At 59.3% G+C, this 15,035-nt stretch carries 16 protein-coding genes; 11 read left to right on the forward strand and 5 right to left on the reverse strand.

Annotation, left to right across the window (positions count from 1 at the left end):
• The first annotated feature begins 1 nt into the window (after position 1).
• Together fkpB and ispH are read left to right on the forward strand one after the other, a co-directional pair.
• Positions 2-439 carry an FKBP-type peptidyl-prolyl cis-trans isomerase gene (gene fkpB, locus BLQ41_RS09195; RefSeq protein WP_193393009.1) on the forward strand — a complete coding sequence of 146 codons (438 nt, stop codon included), beginning with the start codon at positions 2-4 and terminating at the stop codon, positions 437-439.
• A gap of 96 nt (positions 440-535) precedes the next feature.
• On the forward strand, positions 536-1,483 hold the full coding sequence (ispH, locus tag BLQ41_RS09200) for a 4-hydroxy-3-methylbut-2-enyl diphosphate reductase (protein ID WP_090179764.1): 948 nt from the start codon (positions 536-538) through the stop codon (positions 1,481-1,483).
• Positions 1,484-1,486: 3 nt separating this feature from the next.
• Here ispH and BLQ41_RS09205 read toward each other — a convergent pair whose 3' ends face one another.
• Entirely contained in the window at positions 1,487-2,002 is a 516-nt protein-coding gene (locus tag BLQ41_RS09205; protein ID WP_090179767.1) for a GspH/FimT family pseudopilin, read from the reverse strand.
• A gap of 131 nt (positions 2,003-2,133) precedes the next feature.
• Between BLQ41_RS09205 and BLQ41_RS09210 the strand changes: the two genes are divergently transcribed.
• Genes BLQ41_RS09210 through thiO form a run of 7 tightly spaced genes read left to right on the forward strand, consistent with a single transcriptional unit; the run spans position 2,134 to position 8,889 of the window.
• A complete protein-coding gene (locus tag BLQ41_RS09210) occupies positions 2,134-2,607 on the forward strand; it encodes a GspH/FimT family pseudopilin (protein WP_090179770.1) in 474 nt (157 codons plus the stop codon).
• Positions 2,604-3,053 (forward strand): type IV pilus modification protein PilV, encoded by a 450-nt coding sequence (gene pilV / locus BLQ41_RS09215; RefSeq protein WP_090179772.1) that lies wholly within the window; start codon positions 2,604-2,606, stop codon positions 3,051-3,053. Before BLQ41_RS09210 ends, pilV begins: the two co-directional genes overlap by 4 nt.
• Entirely contained in the window at positions 3,050-3,763 is a 714-nt protein-coding gene (locus BLQ41_RS09220) for a PilW family protein (RefSeq protein WP_090179776.1), read from the forward strand. The genes pilV and BLQ41_RS09220 overlap by 4 nt, the downstream gene beginning before the upstream one ends.
• On the forward strand, positions 3,760-4,239 hold the full coding sequence (locus tag BLQ41_RS09225; protein ID WP_090179779.1) for a pilus assembly PilX family protein: 480 nt from the start codon (positions 3,760-3,762) through the stop codon (positions 4,237-4,239). The genes BLQ41_RS09220 and BLQ41_RS09225 overlap by 4 nt, the downstream gene beginning before the upstream one ends.
• A complete protein-coding gene (locus BLQ41_RS09230; protein WP_090179782.1) occupies positions 4,226-7,318 on the forward strand; it encodes a pilus assembly protein in 3,093 nt (1,030 codons plus the stop codon). The genes BLQ41_RS09225 and BLQ41_RS09230 overlap by 14 nt, the downstream gene beginning before the upstream one ends.
• Before the next feature lie 14 nt (positions 7,319-7,332).
• Complete coding sequence (locus BLQ41_RS09235) at positions 7,333-7,734, forward strand: type IV pilin protein (RefSeq protein WP_090179786.1); 402 nt, start codon at positions 7,333-7,335, stop codon at positions 7,732-7,734.
• A 54-nt stretch (positions 7,735-7,788) separates the two neighbouring features.
• Positions 7,789-8,889, forward strand: a complete 1,101-nt coding sequence (gene thiO, locus BLQ41_RS09240) for a glycine oxidase ThiO (protein ID WP_090179789.1) — start codon at positions 7,789-7,791, stop codon at positions 8,887-8,889.
• Between the two features lie 6 nt (positions 8,890-8,895).
• On the opposite strand, the gene BLQ41_RS09245 is transcribed toward thiO, so the two are convergent.
• The 4 genes from BLQ41_RS09245 to BLQ41_RS09260 all read right to left on the reverse strand — a co-directional run bounded on the left by BLQ41_RS09245 (position 8,896) and on the right by BLQ41_RS09260 (position 13,186).
• Positions 8,896-10,236 (reverse strand): sigma-54-dependent transcriptional regulator, encoded by a 1,341-nt coding sequence (locus BLQ41_RS09245; protein WP_408003506.1) that lies wholly within the window; start codon positions 10,234-10,236, stop codon positions 8,896-8,898.
• A gap of 2 nt (positions 10,237-10,238) precedes the next feature.
• Positions 10,239-11,828, reverse strand: a complete 1,590-nt coding sequence (locus tag BLQ41_RS09250; RefSeq protein WP_090179794.1) for a sensor histidine kinase — start codon at positions 11,826-11,828, stop codon at positions 10,239-10,241.
• Positions 11,818-12,051, reverse strand: coding sequence for a PP0621 family protein (locus BLQ41_RS09255; RefSeq protein ID WP_090179797.1), 234 nt, complete (start codon positions 12,049-12,051; stop codon positions 11,818-11,820). Before BLQ41_RS09255 ends, BLQ41_RS09250 begins: the two co-directional genes overlap by 11 nt.
• 112 nt (positions 12,052-12,163) lie before the next feature.
• Positions 12,164-13,186, reverse strand: a complete 1,023-nt coding sequence (locus BLQ41_RS09260; RefSeq protein WP_090179799.1) for an outer membrane protein assembly factor BamD — start codon at positions 13,184-13,186, stop codon at positions 12,164-12,166.
• Between the two features lie 151 nt (positions 13,187-13,337).
• Here BLQ41_RS09260 and rluD point away from each other — a divergent pair, with 151 nt between their 5' ends.
• Together rluD and pgeF are read left to right on the forward strand one after the other, a co-directional pair.
• Positions 13,338-14,300 (forward strand): 23S rRNA pseudouridine(1911/1915/1917) synthase RluD, encoded by a 963-nt coding sequence (gene rluD / locus BLQ41_RS09265; RefSeq protein WP_007942311.1) that lies wholly within the window; start codon positions 13,338-13,340, stop codon positions 14,298-14,300.
• Positions 14,297-15,022: a peptidoglycan editing factor PgeF gene (pgeF, locus tag BLQ41_RS09270; protein ID WP_090179802.1), complete on the forward strand. Its 726-nt coding sequence runs from the start codon at positions 14,297-14,299 to the stop codon at positions 15,020-15,022. The genes rluD and pgeF overlap by 4 nt, the downstream gene beginning before the upstream one ends.
• Positions 15,023-15,035 lie beyond the last annotated feature (13 nt).

Consider the following 15,035-nt stretch of genomic DNA (forward strand, 5'->3'; position numbering starts at 1 on the left):
ATTGGCTGAGCAACGCATCCGCCAGAACACGGAAGTCACTTTGCACTTTGCACTGCGCCTGGAGAACGGCGACACGGTCGACAGCACATTCGACAAAGCCCCGGCGACCTTCAAGGTCGGTGACGGCAACCTGTTGCCAGGTTTCGAAGCAGCGCTGTTCGGCTTCAAGGCGGGCGACAAGCGTACTCTGACGATTCAGCCGGAAAACGCGTTTGGCCAGCCCAATCCGCAGAACGTGCAGATCATTCCCCGTTCGCAGTTCAAGGACATGGAACTGTCGCCCGGTTTGCTGGTGATCTTCAACGATGCAGCGAATACCGAACTGCCCGGTGTGGTGAAGGAATTCGATGACGAGCAAGTGACCATCGACTTCAACCATCCGCTGGCCGGTAAAACCTTGACCTTTGACGTCGAGATCATCAGCGTAAAATCGCTGTAACTGACCGAACACGGTCCACTGTGGGAGCAGGCTCGCTCTCACAGTCGGTTTTTCACTGTTTTTGCTATTTCTTGCGCGCAAGACACGAGGCACAGCATGCAAATCAAACTCGCCAACCCCCGTGGCTTCTGCGCCGGTGTGGACCGCGCGATCGAAATCGTCAACCGCGCCCTGGAAGTCTTCGGGCCGCCGATCTATGTGCGCCATGAAGTGGTCCACAACAAATTCGTCGTCGAAGACCTGCGTGCTCGCGGGGCGATCTTCGTCGAAGAGCTGGATCAGGTGCCGGACGATGTCATCGTTATCTTCAGTGCCCACGGCGTTTCCCAGGCCGTACGTACCGAAGCGGCCGGCCGTGGATTGAAAGTATTCGACGCAACCTGCCCGCTGGTGACCAAGGTGCACATCGAAGTTGCGCGCTACAGCCGCGACGGCCGTGAATGCATCCTCATTGGCCACGCCGGTCATCCGGAAGTCGAAGGCACCATGGGCCAGTACGATGGCAGCAATGGCGGTGCGATCTATCTGGTCGAAGACGAGAAAGACGTCGCCTCATTGCAGGTCAACAATCCTGAAAAACTGGCGTTCGTGACCCAGACCACCCTGTCCATGGACGACACCAGCCGGGTGATCGACGCGCTGCGTACACGCTTCCCGGCGATCGGTGGCCCGCGCAAGGATGACATTTGCTACGCCACGCAAAACCGTCAGGATGCGGTCAAGCAACTGGCCGACGAGTGCGACGTGGTACTGGTGGTCGGCAGCCCTAACAGCTCCAACTCCAACCGCTTGCGTGAACTCGCCGAGCGCATGGCCACACCGGCCTATCTGATCGACGGTGCCGAAGACTTGCAAAAGAGCTGGTTCGAAGGTGTCGAACGCATCGGCATTACCGCCGGCGCCTCTGCGCCGGAAGTTCTGGTGCGTGGTGTGATCCAGCAGTTGCAGGCCTGGGGAGCAACCGGTGCCGATGAGCTGGCTGGTCGTGAGGAGAACATCACGTTCTCCATGCCTAAAGAGTTACGGGTCCGCTCGCTGCTCTGAGGTTTATCCTCGTTCGCATAACGCCTGTGCAGCCTGTTTGCTGCGCAGGCTGACGCGCCCACTCGAGGCCAGCACCACCTGGTACTGACTCACCGGTTTGCGGGCTGCGCAAACGTGCAGCGTCCCCGATTGAAATCCACCGTACAGCGGTTCTCCCAGATGACTGAAACGTACGGAAGTCTGGACATGCTGATTGCCGAAAATCGACACCCGAGTGCTGCTCTGGTGCTCAACCAGCAGCGGATTGCTGCTGTCCTCCTGGCCTCTGCCGCGTACATCCACAATGATCCGCCAACCCTGACCCCAGTCGTCGTTTATTCCGTGGATGATGACGGTCTGATTAAGCGTAATCGCTGCGCTTCTGGCGTTGCGAATACCACTGGCGAGAGACTTCGCCGCCTCCTCGCGATGGTTCGCTTGCGTAAGCGCTGCGAACGCCGGACTGACCAATAGCAGAACAATCCCGACAATCGTCAGTCCCATAAGCAGTTCGATCAGGCTAAAGCCTCGCTGATGCATGTCATCTCCCTCCATGGAGTGCGGCGGCCCACGCATTCCCTGCGCGAGTAATGGCAAATCAACCGTACGCCTGCCGGTCGAATGTTCTAGCGTGTAGAAGCAGGTATAGCCGACGGCAACGGAGGGCACTGATGGATCTTCGTACAAAAGGTTTCACGCTGATCGAGCTGCTGGTCTCGCTCGCGGTTTTTCTGATCCTGATCACCCTGGCCGTGCCAATGTTTACCCGATCGGTGCAAAACAGCAGGGCCGACACCGAAGTCGGTGATCTGCAACGCGGACTCAATTTCGCACGGCTTGAAGCTATCGACCGGGGCATCACCACCCGTTTGCGCCCCACAGCCGGTGGCAGCGTCTGGACTGGCGAGTTGACGGTCTACGACGGTACTGGCACGCCGGCCAATGTATTGCGGGTTGTTCCAGCGATGAGCAGCGGCGCGACTCTGACGCTAACCTCAGGAGTGACCGCTATCGATTTCAACAATCTGGGCGGCTTATCGGCGCCATCCACACCCGTGGTGATCAGCTATGTGCTGGGCGCGCAAAGCAGGACGCTGAATGTGTGTTTGAACGGACGAATTCTATTGGGTGGAAGTTGCGGATGAGGGAGCGGAGCCAGCATGCACAGGAAGGCATGACGCTGATCGAAGTCTTGGTCGCGTTGGTGATTCTGACCGTGGGGTTGTTAGGTGCGGCGGCGATTCAGCTCAATGCGCTGAAGTACACCGACAGCTCACGGATGACCAGCCAGGCGAGTTTTATCGCCTACGACATAATGGACCGTATCCGTGCCAACTCCGGCGCCGATTACACCGTCACGCCACCGACGTCGGGCAACCTGAGCGTCGCCCGGGACCAGGACCTTTACGATTTCACCACCAACATCGTTAATTTCGGCGGCGCCACTGCCACCGGCACCATTGCGTTGAACCAGCGTGTGTACACCATCACTATCACTTGGGATGACTCGCGTGCGGCCAATATCGCCAATTCGCGTCGCAGCTTTGTCCTGACCAGTCGTGCCACGGTCGATCCGGTGGCGACGCCATGAGCCGCTCCAGTCGAGGTTTTGGACTGATCGAGTTGTTGATCGCTCTCGCATTGAGCTTGATTGTGGTGCTGGGTGTGGCGCAGATTTTCATCGCGGCGAAGAACACCTACGTCAGCCAGAACACCGCCGCCGCCATGCAGGAAGATGCGCGGTTCGTGCTGAGCAAACTGACCCAGGAAATCCGCATGGTGGGTATGTTTGGCTGCCTGGGGACGATCACTGACTCAAGTACCGCCGGTGACTTCAATGCCAGTCAGATCGCGCCGATCAGTTGGGACAACGCCAACCTAAAGCTGACCCTGGTAACAGCCGATGTCGGTGCTAACGGCGGGATACCCACCTGGACGGTGATCTCTGACTGTCGAAACACGGCAACGGCCTACACCGGGCTTCGCGTCCCAGCGTCGGGTTTTCTGGCGTTTCCGATTCGACGGCAGATCTACAGCTTCAGCAACAACAAAATAATGATGGGCTCCGGCTCGGGCACGCCGACCCAGTTCGTGTTGGTGGACAATGTCAGTGCCTTCAGCGTGAGCTTTGGCCTCGCCAGTTCAGCCACGGATGCGGCCGCCTCCAGTTACAGCAGCAACCCGGCCGATCCCGCACGCATTCGCAGCGTACGCTTGACCCTGACCCTCACCGACCCGAACAACCGGGTTCGCGATCAGACATTCAACGTGGTTGCCGCCTTGCGCAACAGGTTGCCATGAGGGTGACCGGCATGACTTCTCACACGCAACGCGGCATGGCGCTATTGGTTAGCCTGGTGTTTCTGCTGTTGCTGACGTTGATTGGCCTTTCGTCGATGCAAAACGCCACGCTGCAGGAAAAAATGGCCGGCAGCGTGAGTCTGCGTAACCAGTCATTCCAGGGAGCAGAAGCGGCCTTGCGGGTCGGGGAGAGTGCAGTGCAACTGGACACTTTCTCGTTGCCGATTTGCAGTGGCACCACCCAATGTGCGCCCCCGGCCGAGTCATCAACGGTTTCCGCAGCAGGGCTCAATTCAACTTCCGGGGTGACATGGATTGCTTCCGGCCAGGGCTTTTATGGTGTGCAGAACATCGGCACCACACTCACCGCCGTCAATGTGCCGAGCAATACCTCGGCGACGCTTTACCGGGTGACCGCCGTCGGCATCGCGGGCAGCTCGCGTAGCGTCGTGGAGAGTATTTATGCGAAGTATTAAAAGGCGCGGAGGGCTTTGGCAGCTGTTTTGCGGCGCGGTCCTGGGGCTGTACCTGTTGGCTCCGGCGTACGCGTTCACGCCTTCTGATTCACCGCTGTTAAGTGCGGCGGCGGTGGTACCCAACGTGATGTTGCTGATCGACGATTCAGGCAGCATGAACAGCATCATTTATGCCGCCGGGTTCGATCCGACGGTCACCGGACGAACGCCCGCCAGGCAATGCAATTACTTCTTTGGAGGGTGTTATGGCGGAACCGACATCGTCGGGGATTCGATCTTCCTTTCCAGCCTGCCGCAGTCCGGGTGTTCCGGGGGCGCTTACGCGTTTTACAACAACAGCCCGGCGCCCTTGTGCTTGAAGCTCCCGGACCCGGTCGGCAATGAAAATACCCGCTATACCGACGATTATCTGTCGTACCTGGTGGGCCTTGCCAACGGCAGCAACCGGGATTTCACCAACGGCTCGATCCCCAACGACTACCGCATGAACGTGGCACGAAACGTATCCACGACATTGGTTACCAGTAATCGCGCACTGCGCATCGGCCTTGCGACCTTCAATCCGGTCACCAGCAATAACTCCGGTAATGGCGGCTTCATCGCCCGATCAATCAGCGACCTGTCGCCGGTGAGCGGCAGCGTTACCCAGTCGCAGGCCGATAACAACTACAGCAACCTGATCTCCTCCATTAACGGATTGAGTGCGGTGGCCAACACGCCACTGGCGGAAACCTACTACGAAATCACCCGGTATTTCCGTGGGATGACTCCGTACTACAACTCGACAGCGACGACTTACACCAGCCCGATTCAATACCGTTGCCAGAAGAACTACGGGGTGGTCATCACCGATGGCTTGCCGACGTATGACCGGACTTTTCCCAGCAATGATCCGCAGGGGCTCAACCGACTTCCAAACTGGGACGGTGTGAACAATGACGGCAACAACCTCAACGGTGATGGTGAAGGCGATACGTTGTATCTGGACGATATTGCCAAGTTCGCCTTCGACATCGACATGCGCTCCACCGGCACTGACGCGGCGGGTAAAAGCTGGAATGCGGTGGATTTCCCGAAACAGAACATGAACACCTACACCGTCGGCTTTACCGCTGCGAACCAGATGTTGTCGGACGCGGCCAACTACGGGCAGGGCAAGTATTACCAGGCGACCGACAGCGCAGGGCTCAACAGCGCGTTGTCCTCGGCGCTGAGCGACATTACGTCCAAGGCCGGCTCCGGTGGCGGTGGCGTCGCCAGCGGCGCCACCCTGGCCAGCAATTCGAGTTACTTCCAGACCAGTTACGACCCCAAGGACTGGCGCGGAACGATCAAATCCTTCGGCTTCACCTCGGCCGGAACGGTAAATACCGCCGCGACGCAGTGGACCACCGACACTACGATCGTTCCCGGCGCCACCGCGCCCACCTACCAGTCCTGGAACACCTTGACCAACGCGCCAGTCACGCTGGCCTACACTAACTTCTCTGCGGCACAGCAGACCACTCTCAGCCAGAGTCTGCCGACGGGTATCACCGGCAGCGATCTGGTGGAATGGAGCAAGGGCACCAACAAAACCGGGCTCAAGGTGCGCAGCGTGCTGCTCGGCGACATCGTCAATTCCCCCCTTGTGCTGGCTTCACCCACGGACAAAACAGCGTCCGACCTGGTGGGTGACACCACCTACAGCACTTACCTGTCCACCAAATCCACCAACATGAGCGCCAGTCTGGTGGTGAACGCCAACGACGGCTTTGTGAATGTCATCAACTCGGCCAATGGTGTCCGGCGTTATGCCTATATGCCGTCCAGTGTGCTGCCATCGTTGCGCTATATCGCCGACCCGACCTACATCAATGGCGTGAGCCACAAGTTTTTGGTCGATGGTCAGGTCGGTGTGTTCGATGCTCAATTCAGCAGCGCCTGGAAAACCCTGGCCATTGGCGGAACCGGGGCGGGCGGCAGGACTTTCTATGCGCTGCAGCTGTTCGACGCGTCACTAGGAAACGTGTTCAAGGGGCTGTGGGAGATCAGTGCGCCCGCCACTGCCACTCCCGCGAACGTATTCAATGATCTGGGTTATGCCTACGCACGACCGGAAGTGGCACGCTTGGCCGACGGTCGCTGGGCGGCATTCATCTCCAACGGTTATGGCAGCAACACCGGGGTGGCCGCGTTGTACGTGGTCGATGTTCGTGACGGCTCATTGATCAAGAAAATCGTGGTCGACAGCGCAGATACCAACGATGGCCTGTCGTCGGTGAAGCTCAGGGTCAATTCGCAGAATGTGGTGCAGGCGGCCTATGGCGGTGACTTGAAAGGGCGGTTATGGAAATTCGACCTGAGCGCGACGGCTCCTGACACCTGGGGCGTGGCCTTTTCCGGCAAGCCGCTGTTCACAACCGCTGGCGGCGCGACCCAGCCGATTACCGTGCAACCTTTGCTGGCGGACAATTCGTTGGGCGGCAAGGAAGTGTTTTTCGGCACCGGCAAATTCAATGAGACTGCCGACAAGACCAACAAGGATTTACAGGCGTTCTACGCCGTGTGGGACGCGGAAGGCGGGTCTGGTCAAATCACCGTGTCCAGTTTGCAGGCTCAAGCCGTGACTGGCGTGTTCTCGGGCAGCTCAGGGCAGTTCATCACCACCAGCCAGAACGATGTGACCTATCCGGCCGAGAAGGGCTGGTACTTGCCACTGGTGTACAACAACGTGCTGACAGGGGAGCGGGTGATCAACCAGGCCAATCTGGTGTTGGGGCGGATCGTCTTCACCACGGCCAGTGTCGACACCACTGATCCTTGTGCCAGCTTCGGCTCCGGCAAACTGGTCGAACTGGATGCGTTCAGCGGTAAGATGCTCAACTACGCGGTGCTCGACACCAATAACGATATGACGGTCGACAGCAACGACATAGTATCCAGCGGGGTGATTATCAACAGTGGTAATCCGGCCCTGAACGCCGTCGTCAATGGTGGGACCCGCAAGGTCGTGAGCAATTCCAGTGGCGGCGTTGACACCCTGGTGGAAAAATCCGGCGGCGGCAGCCGTCGCATCATGTGGCGACAAATACAGTAAGTGAGAGTTGAGGAATGCGCAGATCCAACCGAGGTTTCACCTTGATCGAAATCATGATCGTGATTGCGATCATCGGCATCGTCATCACCATTGCCGCCCCGAGCCTCACCGAGTACGTTAAAAAAGGCCGTCGAACGGAGGTGGCCGGGCTGCTTTCCGAACAGGCGCAGATCCTTGAGCGTTTCTACTCGAAGAACAATGTCTACACCGGTATCACCGGGCTGAGCACCGGCAATGACTTCTATACCATCACCCCGACGCTGACCGATCAGACCTTCCTGCTGACGGCTGCGCGCAAGGCGGGCACTGCGATGGCGACCGACAAGTGCGGGGATTTCACCCTCACCAACACCGGCGTCAGAAGCATGGTCAATGCTACCGCTGGGCTAACCACCAAGGATTGCTGGGGCCGCTGAATTTTTCAGGGCGTCTTTTGCGCCCTCTGTCTTTTTTAATGGTTGGATCAGAACATGAGCAGGCAACAGCAAGTGGTGATTGTCGGCGGCGGCGTGATCGGGCTGCTGACGGCATTCAATCTCGCGTCCGAAGTGCAACGTGTCGTGCTGCTGGATCGTTCGAACGTGGGACAAGAATCGTCATGGGCCGGTGGGGGAATTGTTTCGCCACTCTACCCATGGCGCTACAGCCCGGCAGTCACCGCGCTGGCGCATTGGTCGCAGGATTTTTATCCACAGCTCGGTGAGCGATTGTTTGCAGCGACCGGGGTTGATCCTGAAGTGCATACCACCGGCCTGTACTGGCTGGATCTGGATGACGAGGCCGAGGCGCTGGCCTGGGCCAAGCGGGAAAACCGTCCGCTGCGGGCTGTGGATATCTCGGCAGCCCATGATGCCGTGCCGGTTTTGGGCTCCGGGTTTTCTCGGGCGATCTACATGGCCGATGTGGCCAACGTGCGCAATCCCCGGTTGGTGAAGTCGCTGAAGGCCGCCTTGCTGGCGCTGCCGAACGTGACGATTCATGAGCAGTGTGAAGTCAGCGGGTTCATTCGTGACGGCGATAAAGTCGTTGGCGTGCAGACCTCGGCGGGCGCCGTTCATGGCGACGAGGTGGTTCTGACCGCCGGTGCCTGGAGCGGTGACTTGCTCAAGAAACTGGGCCTGGAGCTGCCGGTTGAACCGGTAAAAGGGCAGATGATTCTGTACAAATGCGCGGCGGACTTCCTGCCGAGCATGGTCCTGGCCAAGGGCCGTTATGCGATTCCGCGGCGCGATGGGCACATTTTGATTGGCAGTACGCTGGAACATGAAGGTTTCGACAAGACCCCGACCGACGTTGCGCTGGAAAGCTTGAAGGCATCGGCGGTGGAGTTGATTCCCGCGCTGGCACAGGCCGAAGTGGTCGGGCACTGGGCCGGATTGCGACCGGGTTCGCCGGAGGGCATTCCGTACATTGGCCGAGTGCCGGGGTTCGAAGGGTTGTGGCTCAATTGCGGGCATTACCGAAACGGGTTGGTGCTTGCGCCGGCGTCGTGTCAGTTGTTTGCTGATGTGATGCTGGGCAGGGCACCGATCATTGATCCGGCTCCGTATGCTCCCGTGGGTCGGATCTAGTCCCCCTCAATCCAGGCCCAGTTTTTTGAGCCTGTAGCGCATCGACCGGAATGACAAATTCAACCGCTGAGCCGCCGCCGTGCGGTTCCAGCGGGTTTCCTCCAGTGCCTGGAGGATGAGTTTGCGTTCGACGTTTTCCAGGTAGTCTTCCAGGTTATCGATCTGTGTCAGGTCCGGCACACCGCTCTCTGCGGTGCAGTTACCGTCGGCCAGGCGCAGGTCGCTGGCTTCGATTTGCTGGTTCTCGCACAAGGTATGAGCCCGCTCCAGCATATTCTCCAACTCTCGCACGTTGCCTGGAAAACGGTAGCTTTTCAGCGCGTCCAGGGCTAGCGAGTGGAGTTTTACGGCAGGTTGACCACTGCCGGCGGCCAGACGCTTGAGCACATGGCTGGCCAACAGTTCGATATCGTCACGGCGTTCGCGCAAAGGCGGAACGCGTAGCTCGATCACGTTCAACCGGTAGTACAAGTCCTGGCGAAAGCGTTCAGCGGCGACTTCGGCATCGAGGTCTTTGTGGGTGGCGCACAGGATGCGCACGTCGACGACGGTTTCCTGTTGCCCACCGATGCTGCGAATGGCTTTTTCCTGGATGGCTCGAAGCAGTTTGACCTGCATGGCCAACGGCAAATCAGCGACTTCATCGAGGAACAGGGTGCCTTTATTGGCGGCTTGAAATAACCCGGGCTTGTCTTCGATGGCGCCGCTAAAGCTGCCTTTGCGATGGCCAAAGAATTCGCTTTCCATCAGCTCCGAAGGAATAGCCCCGCAGTTCACCGCAACAAACGGTTGATTGGCTCGCGGGCCTTGTTCATGAATCAGCCGTGCGACCAGTTCCTTGCCGCTGCCGGATTCACCGCTGATGTACACGGGGGCTTGGCTGCGAGCGAGTTTGTCGATTTGTTTGCGCAGGTTGCGCATGGGCAATGAATCACCCAAGAGTCGGCGGTCGATGGCCGTACTGGCACCGCCCGCAGCCGACAATCGCAAGGCACTGCTGACCAGTTCGCGCAGGCGGGTCAGGTCGACCGGTTTGGTCAGAAAGTCGAACGCACCGGCCTTGAGTGCGTTGATCGCCGTTTCCAGGCTGCCATAGGCGGTAATCATCGCCACCGGTACGTGCGGGTAACGCTGCTGGATGAAATGCACCAGCTCAAGGCCGGTGCCATCGGGCAGGCGCATATCGGTCAGGCACAGATCGAATGCCTCCCGGGCTAGCAAGGCTTGGGCTTCGCCAAGGTTACGGGCACTGAAAGTATCGAGTTTCATCCGCCCCAGGGTGATTTCCAGGAGTTCGCGGATATCCGGTTCGTCGTCGACGATCAGGACTTTCGGCTGTGGGCTGATGTTCAACTTTGTTTCCGTCCGTGAGCAAAAGTGATGCGAAAGCATCCGCCGCCTTGGCGTGGTTTGAAGTCTAGGCGGGCCTGGTTGCTTTCGCACAGCTCACGGGACAGATAAAGCCCCAGGCCAGTACCCTGGCTGCTGGTGGTGAAGAACGGTTCGAACAAATGCGTCTGTTGATCCGGCGCCACGCCGGGGCCGTCGTCCACGACTTCGAGCACGGGGAGCTGGCTGTCGGCGTCGACGAACAACTCGAGCCAGACCTGCGCCTGGTCGTGATTCATGGCGCTGTGGCGCCAGGCATTGCGCAACAGGTTGTCGAGAATCTGGGTCAGTTGATTGGGGTCCATCAGGGTATTGAAGTCGCCCGCGCCGATGTGCAGATGGATGTGCTGGCGCTCGTTGGCTCTTTCGCGGGTTTCGGCGACGAAGTGCTCCAGCCACGGCTTCAGATCGAGCCTTTGTGGCACGGCTTGCTGGCGGCGGGACAATTGCAGGACGTTTTCGATAACCCGATTCATTCGTTGAGAGTGGTCTTGGATGATTTGCGTCAGACGCCGGTCCGCGCTGTTCAGTTCCTCAGACTCGCGCAGCAATTGCGCGGCATGACTAATGGCACCCAATGGGTTACGGATTTCATGGGCGATACCGGCGGTCAGACGACCAAGGGCCGCGAGTTTCAGTTGCTGTGCCTGTTGCGAGATCTGGGCGAGGTCTTCGAGAAACACCAGGGTTTGATGGTTCGGAGTTTGGTCCAGGGCAATGAAACTGGGTTGCAGCTCCAGGCCGCTGCTGGCGATCTTCAGGCTTTGCGGTCGCAATGTCGGATTGTTGAGCCATAGCTGAAGGCGCTCGACCAATGCCGGCGAGTAGTCGTCGATCAACTGTCCGTCGAGGTTTTTCTGCCCCAGCAAGGTCAAGGCGCTGTGATTGGCCAGCTGTACCCGCCGTTGGTCGTCCAGCACCAGAATGCCGGTGCGCATGCGTTGCAGGATCAAGGCGTTAAGCGCTTCGAGGCCAACCACTTCACTGGCTCGCTGCTGGGCGAGGTTTTCGCTGACTTCCAGGCGCCGGGTCAGGCCTTGCACCAACAGCGCCGCGGCAAAACACAGCGCACCGAGCGTGCCCACTTGCAGATAATCGCCAGGGCTGGTCGGTTGGCTGAAGCTCAGGAAAAAACTGAAACCGACGATGCCAAGGGCCGCGACGGCGGCTATCAACAGGCCGATACGCCCGCGCAACAGGGTATTGCTGATGGCCACCGACACAATCAGCAGGTTGCCGATGGCGCTGCCGACACCGCCGGCGGCATAGAACAATCCGCACAGCAGCAGGACATCCACCCATGCCAGGGTGAAAAGCTGTGCCGGCCGCCGGGTGTTCTCCCAGAACACCACCAGAAAGATATTCAGTATCAGGTACAACCAGCTGCCGCTGCGCAGCAAGTCGTCCTTGGCGTGGGCCAGCAACTGGTTGTCCATGTTGCTGGAAATCAGCAACACCAACGTGATGCCGACGCTCAATCGATAGAGATGGTAAAGGCGCAGCAGTCGCTGGGCCTGTTTGCTGCCGGGACTGGACGTCTCAGCGGGCACTGGAGTCCGGGCCTTGCTCAAGGTGAGCCTGGCTGCAATACCACTGTTGTTGAAGGCTCAATGCCCGATCACGGGGCAGATGCACGCCGCAATGCGCACAGCGGACCATGGGGGCGGCTTCCAGCTCGGCGGAGGACCTGGGGGCGGAGGCTGTTCCCTTGAACTTGCGCCAGAACCATACCGCGGCGGCAATCAGGGCGATCCAGAACAATAAACGAAGCATGGCGAGCTGCTTTATGGCGAGTGATTAGCCAGTTTAGCCAAGGACATGGCAGCCGCACAGCGTAATAAAAAAGGGAGACTCAAGAGTCTCCCTTTTTGCACAACCCGATGTGTCAGTCGAACACGCCGAAGGTCATGTAGCTGAACCATGAGCGGTCGCTGTTGTTGGCTTCGGAGTCGTGTTCCTCTTCTTCGATCACGTCGCCTTTTTCATTTTTAGGCTTGAGCTCGTTCGGAATCGCGTCCTTGGCATCCTGGAATTGCTTCTGCACGTCCTGGTTGGCGCGGGTTTCGCCCGGCGGCAGGGGCGGACGGGAGTCGATCAGGCCCAGAGTGGCCTTGCTCAGCCAGGACCGGTTGTCGGCTTCGGCGACCGACGGCTTGAACTCACCGTCCACCAGGCTTGGGTGGTTCGGGTAGTTGAGCTTCAGGGTTTCGAGGCTCGTGGCTGCCAGCTCGTCCAGGTGCAGGCGCTGGTAGGCTTCAGTCATGACCGCCAGGCCGTCACCGACCGAAGGGGTTTCCTGGAAGTTTTCCACCACGTAACGACCACGGTTCGCGGCGGCGACGTAGGCCTGACGGGTCAGGTAGTAGTCGGCAACGTGAATTTCGTAGGAGGCCAGCAGGTTGCGCAGGTAGATCATGCGCTGCTTGGCATCCGGCGAGTAACGGCTGTTCGGGAAGCGGCTGGTCAGCTGGGCGAACTCGTTGTAGGAGTCGCGAGCGGCACCCGGGTCACGCTTGGTCATGTCCAGTGGCAGGAAGCGCGCCAGCAGGCCGACGTCCTGATCAAAGGAGGTCAGACCCTTGAGGTAGTAAGCGTAATCCACGTTCGGATGCTGTGGGTGCAGACGAATGAATCGCTCGGCGGCAGACTTCGCCGCTTCAGGCTCGCTGTTCTTGTAGTTGGCGTAGATGAGCTCGAGTTGAGCCTGATCGGCGTAGCGACCGAATGGATAACGCGACTCCAGCGCCTTCAGCTTGGCTGTGGCAGCGGTGTAGCTATTGTTATCCAGATCGTGCTGAGCCTGCTGGTACAGCTCGACCTCGCTCAGGTTTTCGTCTACGACTTCCTTCGATGAGCAAGCAGCGGTCAATGCGAGGATGGCGATCAGCAGCAGGTGTTTCACTTGCATGGCGGCTTGCGTCCCTATGACGGCCGCTGTCTTGGGCGGGGCCGTCCTGTTATGATGAGCGCCCCGTTGAATAGCCTCGGGGCAAAAGACGCCGTATTTAACCACAAGCGCGCAGCCGAAACCAAAAGCTGTGCCGACGCCTAGTCTGAGCATGTCCGATAAAATTGAACTTCGCGCAGAGGTGCCGTCCGAATTGGGCGGCCAACGCCTCGATCAAGTCGCCGCACAATTATTCGCTGAGCACTCGCGCTCGCGCCTTTCCGCCTGGATCAAAGACGGCCGCCTGACTGTGGATGGGGCGGTAATCCGCCCGCGAGACATCGTTCACGGTGGCGCCATTCTTGAACTGACTGCCGAGCAGGAAGCTCAGGGCGAATGGATCGCTCAGGACATCGAGCTGGACATCGTCTATGAAGATGACGACATCCTGGTGATCAACAAGCCTGCGGGCCTGGTTGTGCACCCGGCTGCCGGTCACGCTGACGGCACTTTGCTCAACGCTTTGCTGCACCACGTGCCGGACATTATCAATGTGCCCCGCGCCGGTATCGTGCATCGCCTGGACAAGGACACCACTGGTCTGATGGTGGTGGCCAAGACCATTCAGGCGCAGACACAGCTTGTCACGCAATTGCAGAGCCGCAGCGTAAGCCGGATCTACGAATGCATCGTGATCGGTGTGGTGACCGCCGGTGGCAAGATCAACGCGCCGATCGGTCGTCACGGCCAGCAACGCCAGCGCATGGCGGTAATGGAAGGCGGCAAGCAAGCCGTCAGCCACTACCGTGTGCTCGAGCGTTTCCGCTCCCACACTCACGTGCGGGTGAAGCTGGAAACCGGTCGTACGCACCAGATTCGCGTGCACATGGCGCACATCAACTACCCGTTGGTCGGAGACCCTGCCTACGGCGGTCGCTTCCGCATTCCACCGGCAGCCAGTGTGACCATGGTCGAGTCGTTGAAGGCGTTCCCGCGTCAGGCACTGCATGCGCGGTTCCTGGAACTGGATCATCCGACCACCGGTAAACGCATGAGCTGGGAATCGCCGTTGCCGGACGATTTCGTCTGGTTGCTGACCCTGCTCAAGCAAGACCGCGAGGCGTTCATCGGATGAGTGACTGGCTGATTCCCGACTGGCCTGCGCCTGCCGGGGTGAAAGCCTGTGTGACCACCCGTGCAGGCGGCGTCAGTCTGGCGCCGTTCGACAGCCTCAATCTCGGCGATCACGTCGACGACGATCCCGAAGCTGTCGCCGAAAACCGCCGTCGCCTCACCGATCATTTCTCTATTCAGCCGGCCTGGTTGCAACAGGTTCACGGCGTTGTCGTGGCACCTGCTGACCCAGGCCGAGTGGTGACCGCTGACGCCAGCTGGACAGCAACGCCCGGTATTGCCTGCACGGCAATGACCGCCGATTGCCTTCCGGCACTGTTTTGCGACCGAGCCGGGACTCGCGTGGCAGCAGCCCACGCCGGTTGGCGCGGGTTGGCGGCGGGTGTTCTGGAAGCGACCCTCGACAGTCTGGCGGTACCGTCAGATGACGTGCTGGTCTGGCTTGGCCCGGCCATCGGCCCGCAAGCCTTTGAAGTCGGTCCCGAAGTACGCGAGACCTTCATCGAGCAATTGCCTGAAGCCGCCAAGGCTTTCGTGCCGAGCCACAATGCTGGCAAATTCATGGCTGACATCTATGAGCTAGCGCGTCTGCGCCTGGCCGTTCGCGGTGTTACCGCTGTCTATGGTGGCGGTTTTTGTACCGTGACCGATCCACGCTTCTTTTCTTACCGCCGCAGTCCTCGCACTGGTCGGTTTGCCTCTCTTATCTGGCTCGAACGCTAGACTTCTCTGATCT

The organism is Pseudomonas arsenicoxydans (assembly GCF_900103875.1).
GTDB classification, from domain to species: Bacteria; Pseudomonadota; Gammaproteobacteria; order Pseudomonadales; family Pseudomonadaceae; genus Aquipseudomonas; species Aquipseudomonas arsenicoxydans.

What these genes read in the sequence shown, in the direction of transcription:
- ispH (WP_090179764.1), top strand. Translation starts at nt 536, where the DNA reads ATGCAAATCAAACTCGCCAACCCCCGTGGCTTCTGCGCCGGTGTGGAC.
- BLQ41_RS09205 (WP_090179767.1), bottom strand. Translation starts at nt 2,002, where the DNA reads ATGCATCAGCGAGGCTTTAGCCTGATCGAACTGCTTATGGGACTGACG.
- BLQ41_RS09210 (WP_090179770.1), top strand. Translation starts at nt 2,134, where the DNA reads ATGGATCTTCGTACAAAAGGTTTCACGCTGATCGAGCTGCTGGTCTCG.
- pilV (WP_090179772.1), top strand. Translation starts at nt 2,604, where the DNA reads ATGAGGGAGCGGAGCCAGCATGCACAGGAAGGCATGACGCTGATCGAA.
- BLQ41_RS09220 (WP_090179776.1), top strand. Translation starts at nt 3,050, where the DNA reads ATGAGCCGCTCCAGTCGAGGTTTTGGACTGATCGAGTTGTTGATCGCT.
- BLQ41_RS09225 (WP_090179779.1), top strand. Translation starts at nt 3,760, where the DNA reads ATGAGGGTGACCGGCATGACTTCTCACACGCAACGCGGCATGGCGCTA.
- BLQ41_RS09230 (WP_090179782.1), top strand. Translation starts at nt 4,226, where the DNA reads ATGCGAAGTATTAAAAGGCGCGGAGGGCTTTGGCAGCTGTTTTGCGGC.
- BLQ41_RS09235 (WP_090179786.1), top strand. Translation starts at nt 7,333, where the DNA reads ATGCGCAGATCCAACCGAGGTTTCACCTTGATCGAAATCATGATCGTG.
- thiO (WP_090179789.1), top strand. Translation starts at nt 7,789, where the DNA reads ATGAGCAGGCAACAGCAAGTGGTGATTGTCGGCGGCGGCGTGATCGGG.
- BLQ41_RS09255 (WP_090179797.1), bottom strand. Translation starts at nt 12,051, where the DNA reads ATGCTTCGTTTATTGTTCTGGATCGCCCTGATTGCCGCCGCGGTATGG.
- BLQ41_RS09260 (WP_090179799.1), bottom strand. Translation starts at nt 13,186, where the DNA reads ATGCAAGTGAAACACCTGCTGCTGATCGCCATCCTCGCATTGACCGCT.
- rluD (WP_007942311.1), top strand. Translation starts at nt 13,338, where the DNA reads ATGTCCGATAAAATTGAACTTCGCGCAGAGGTGCCGTCCGAATTGGGC.
- pgeF (WP_090179802.1), top strand. Translation starts at nt 14,297, where the DNA reads ATGAGTGACTGGCTGATTCCCGACTGGCCTGCGCCTGCCGGGGTGAAA.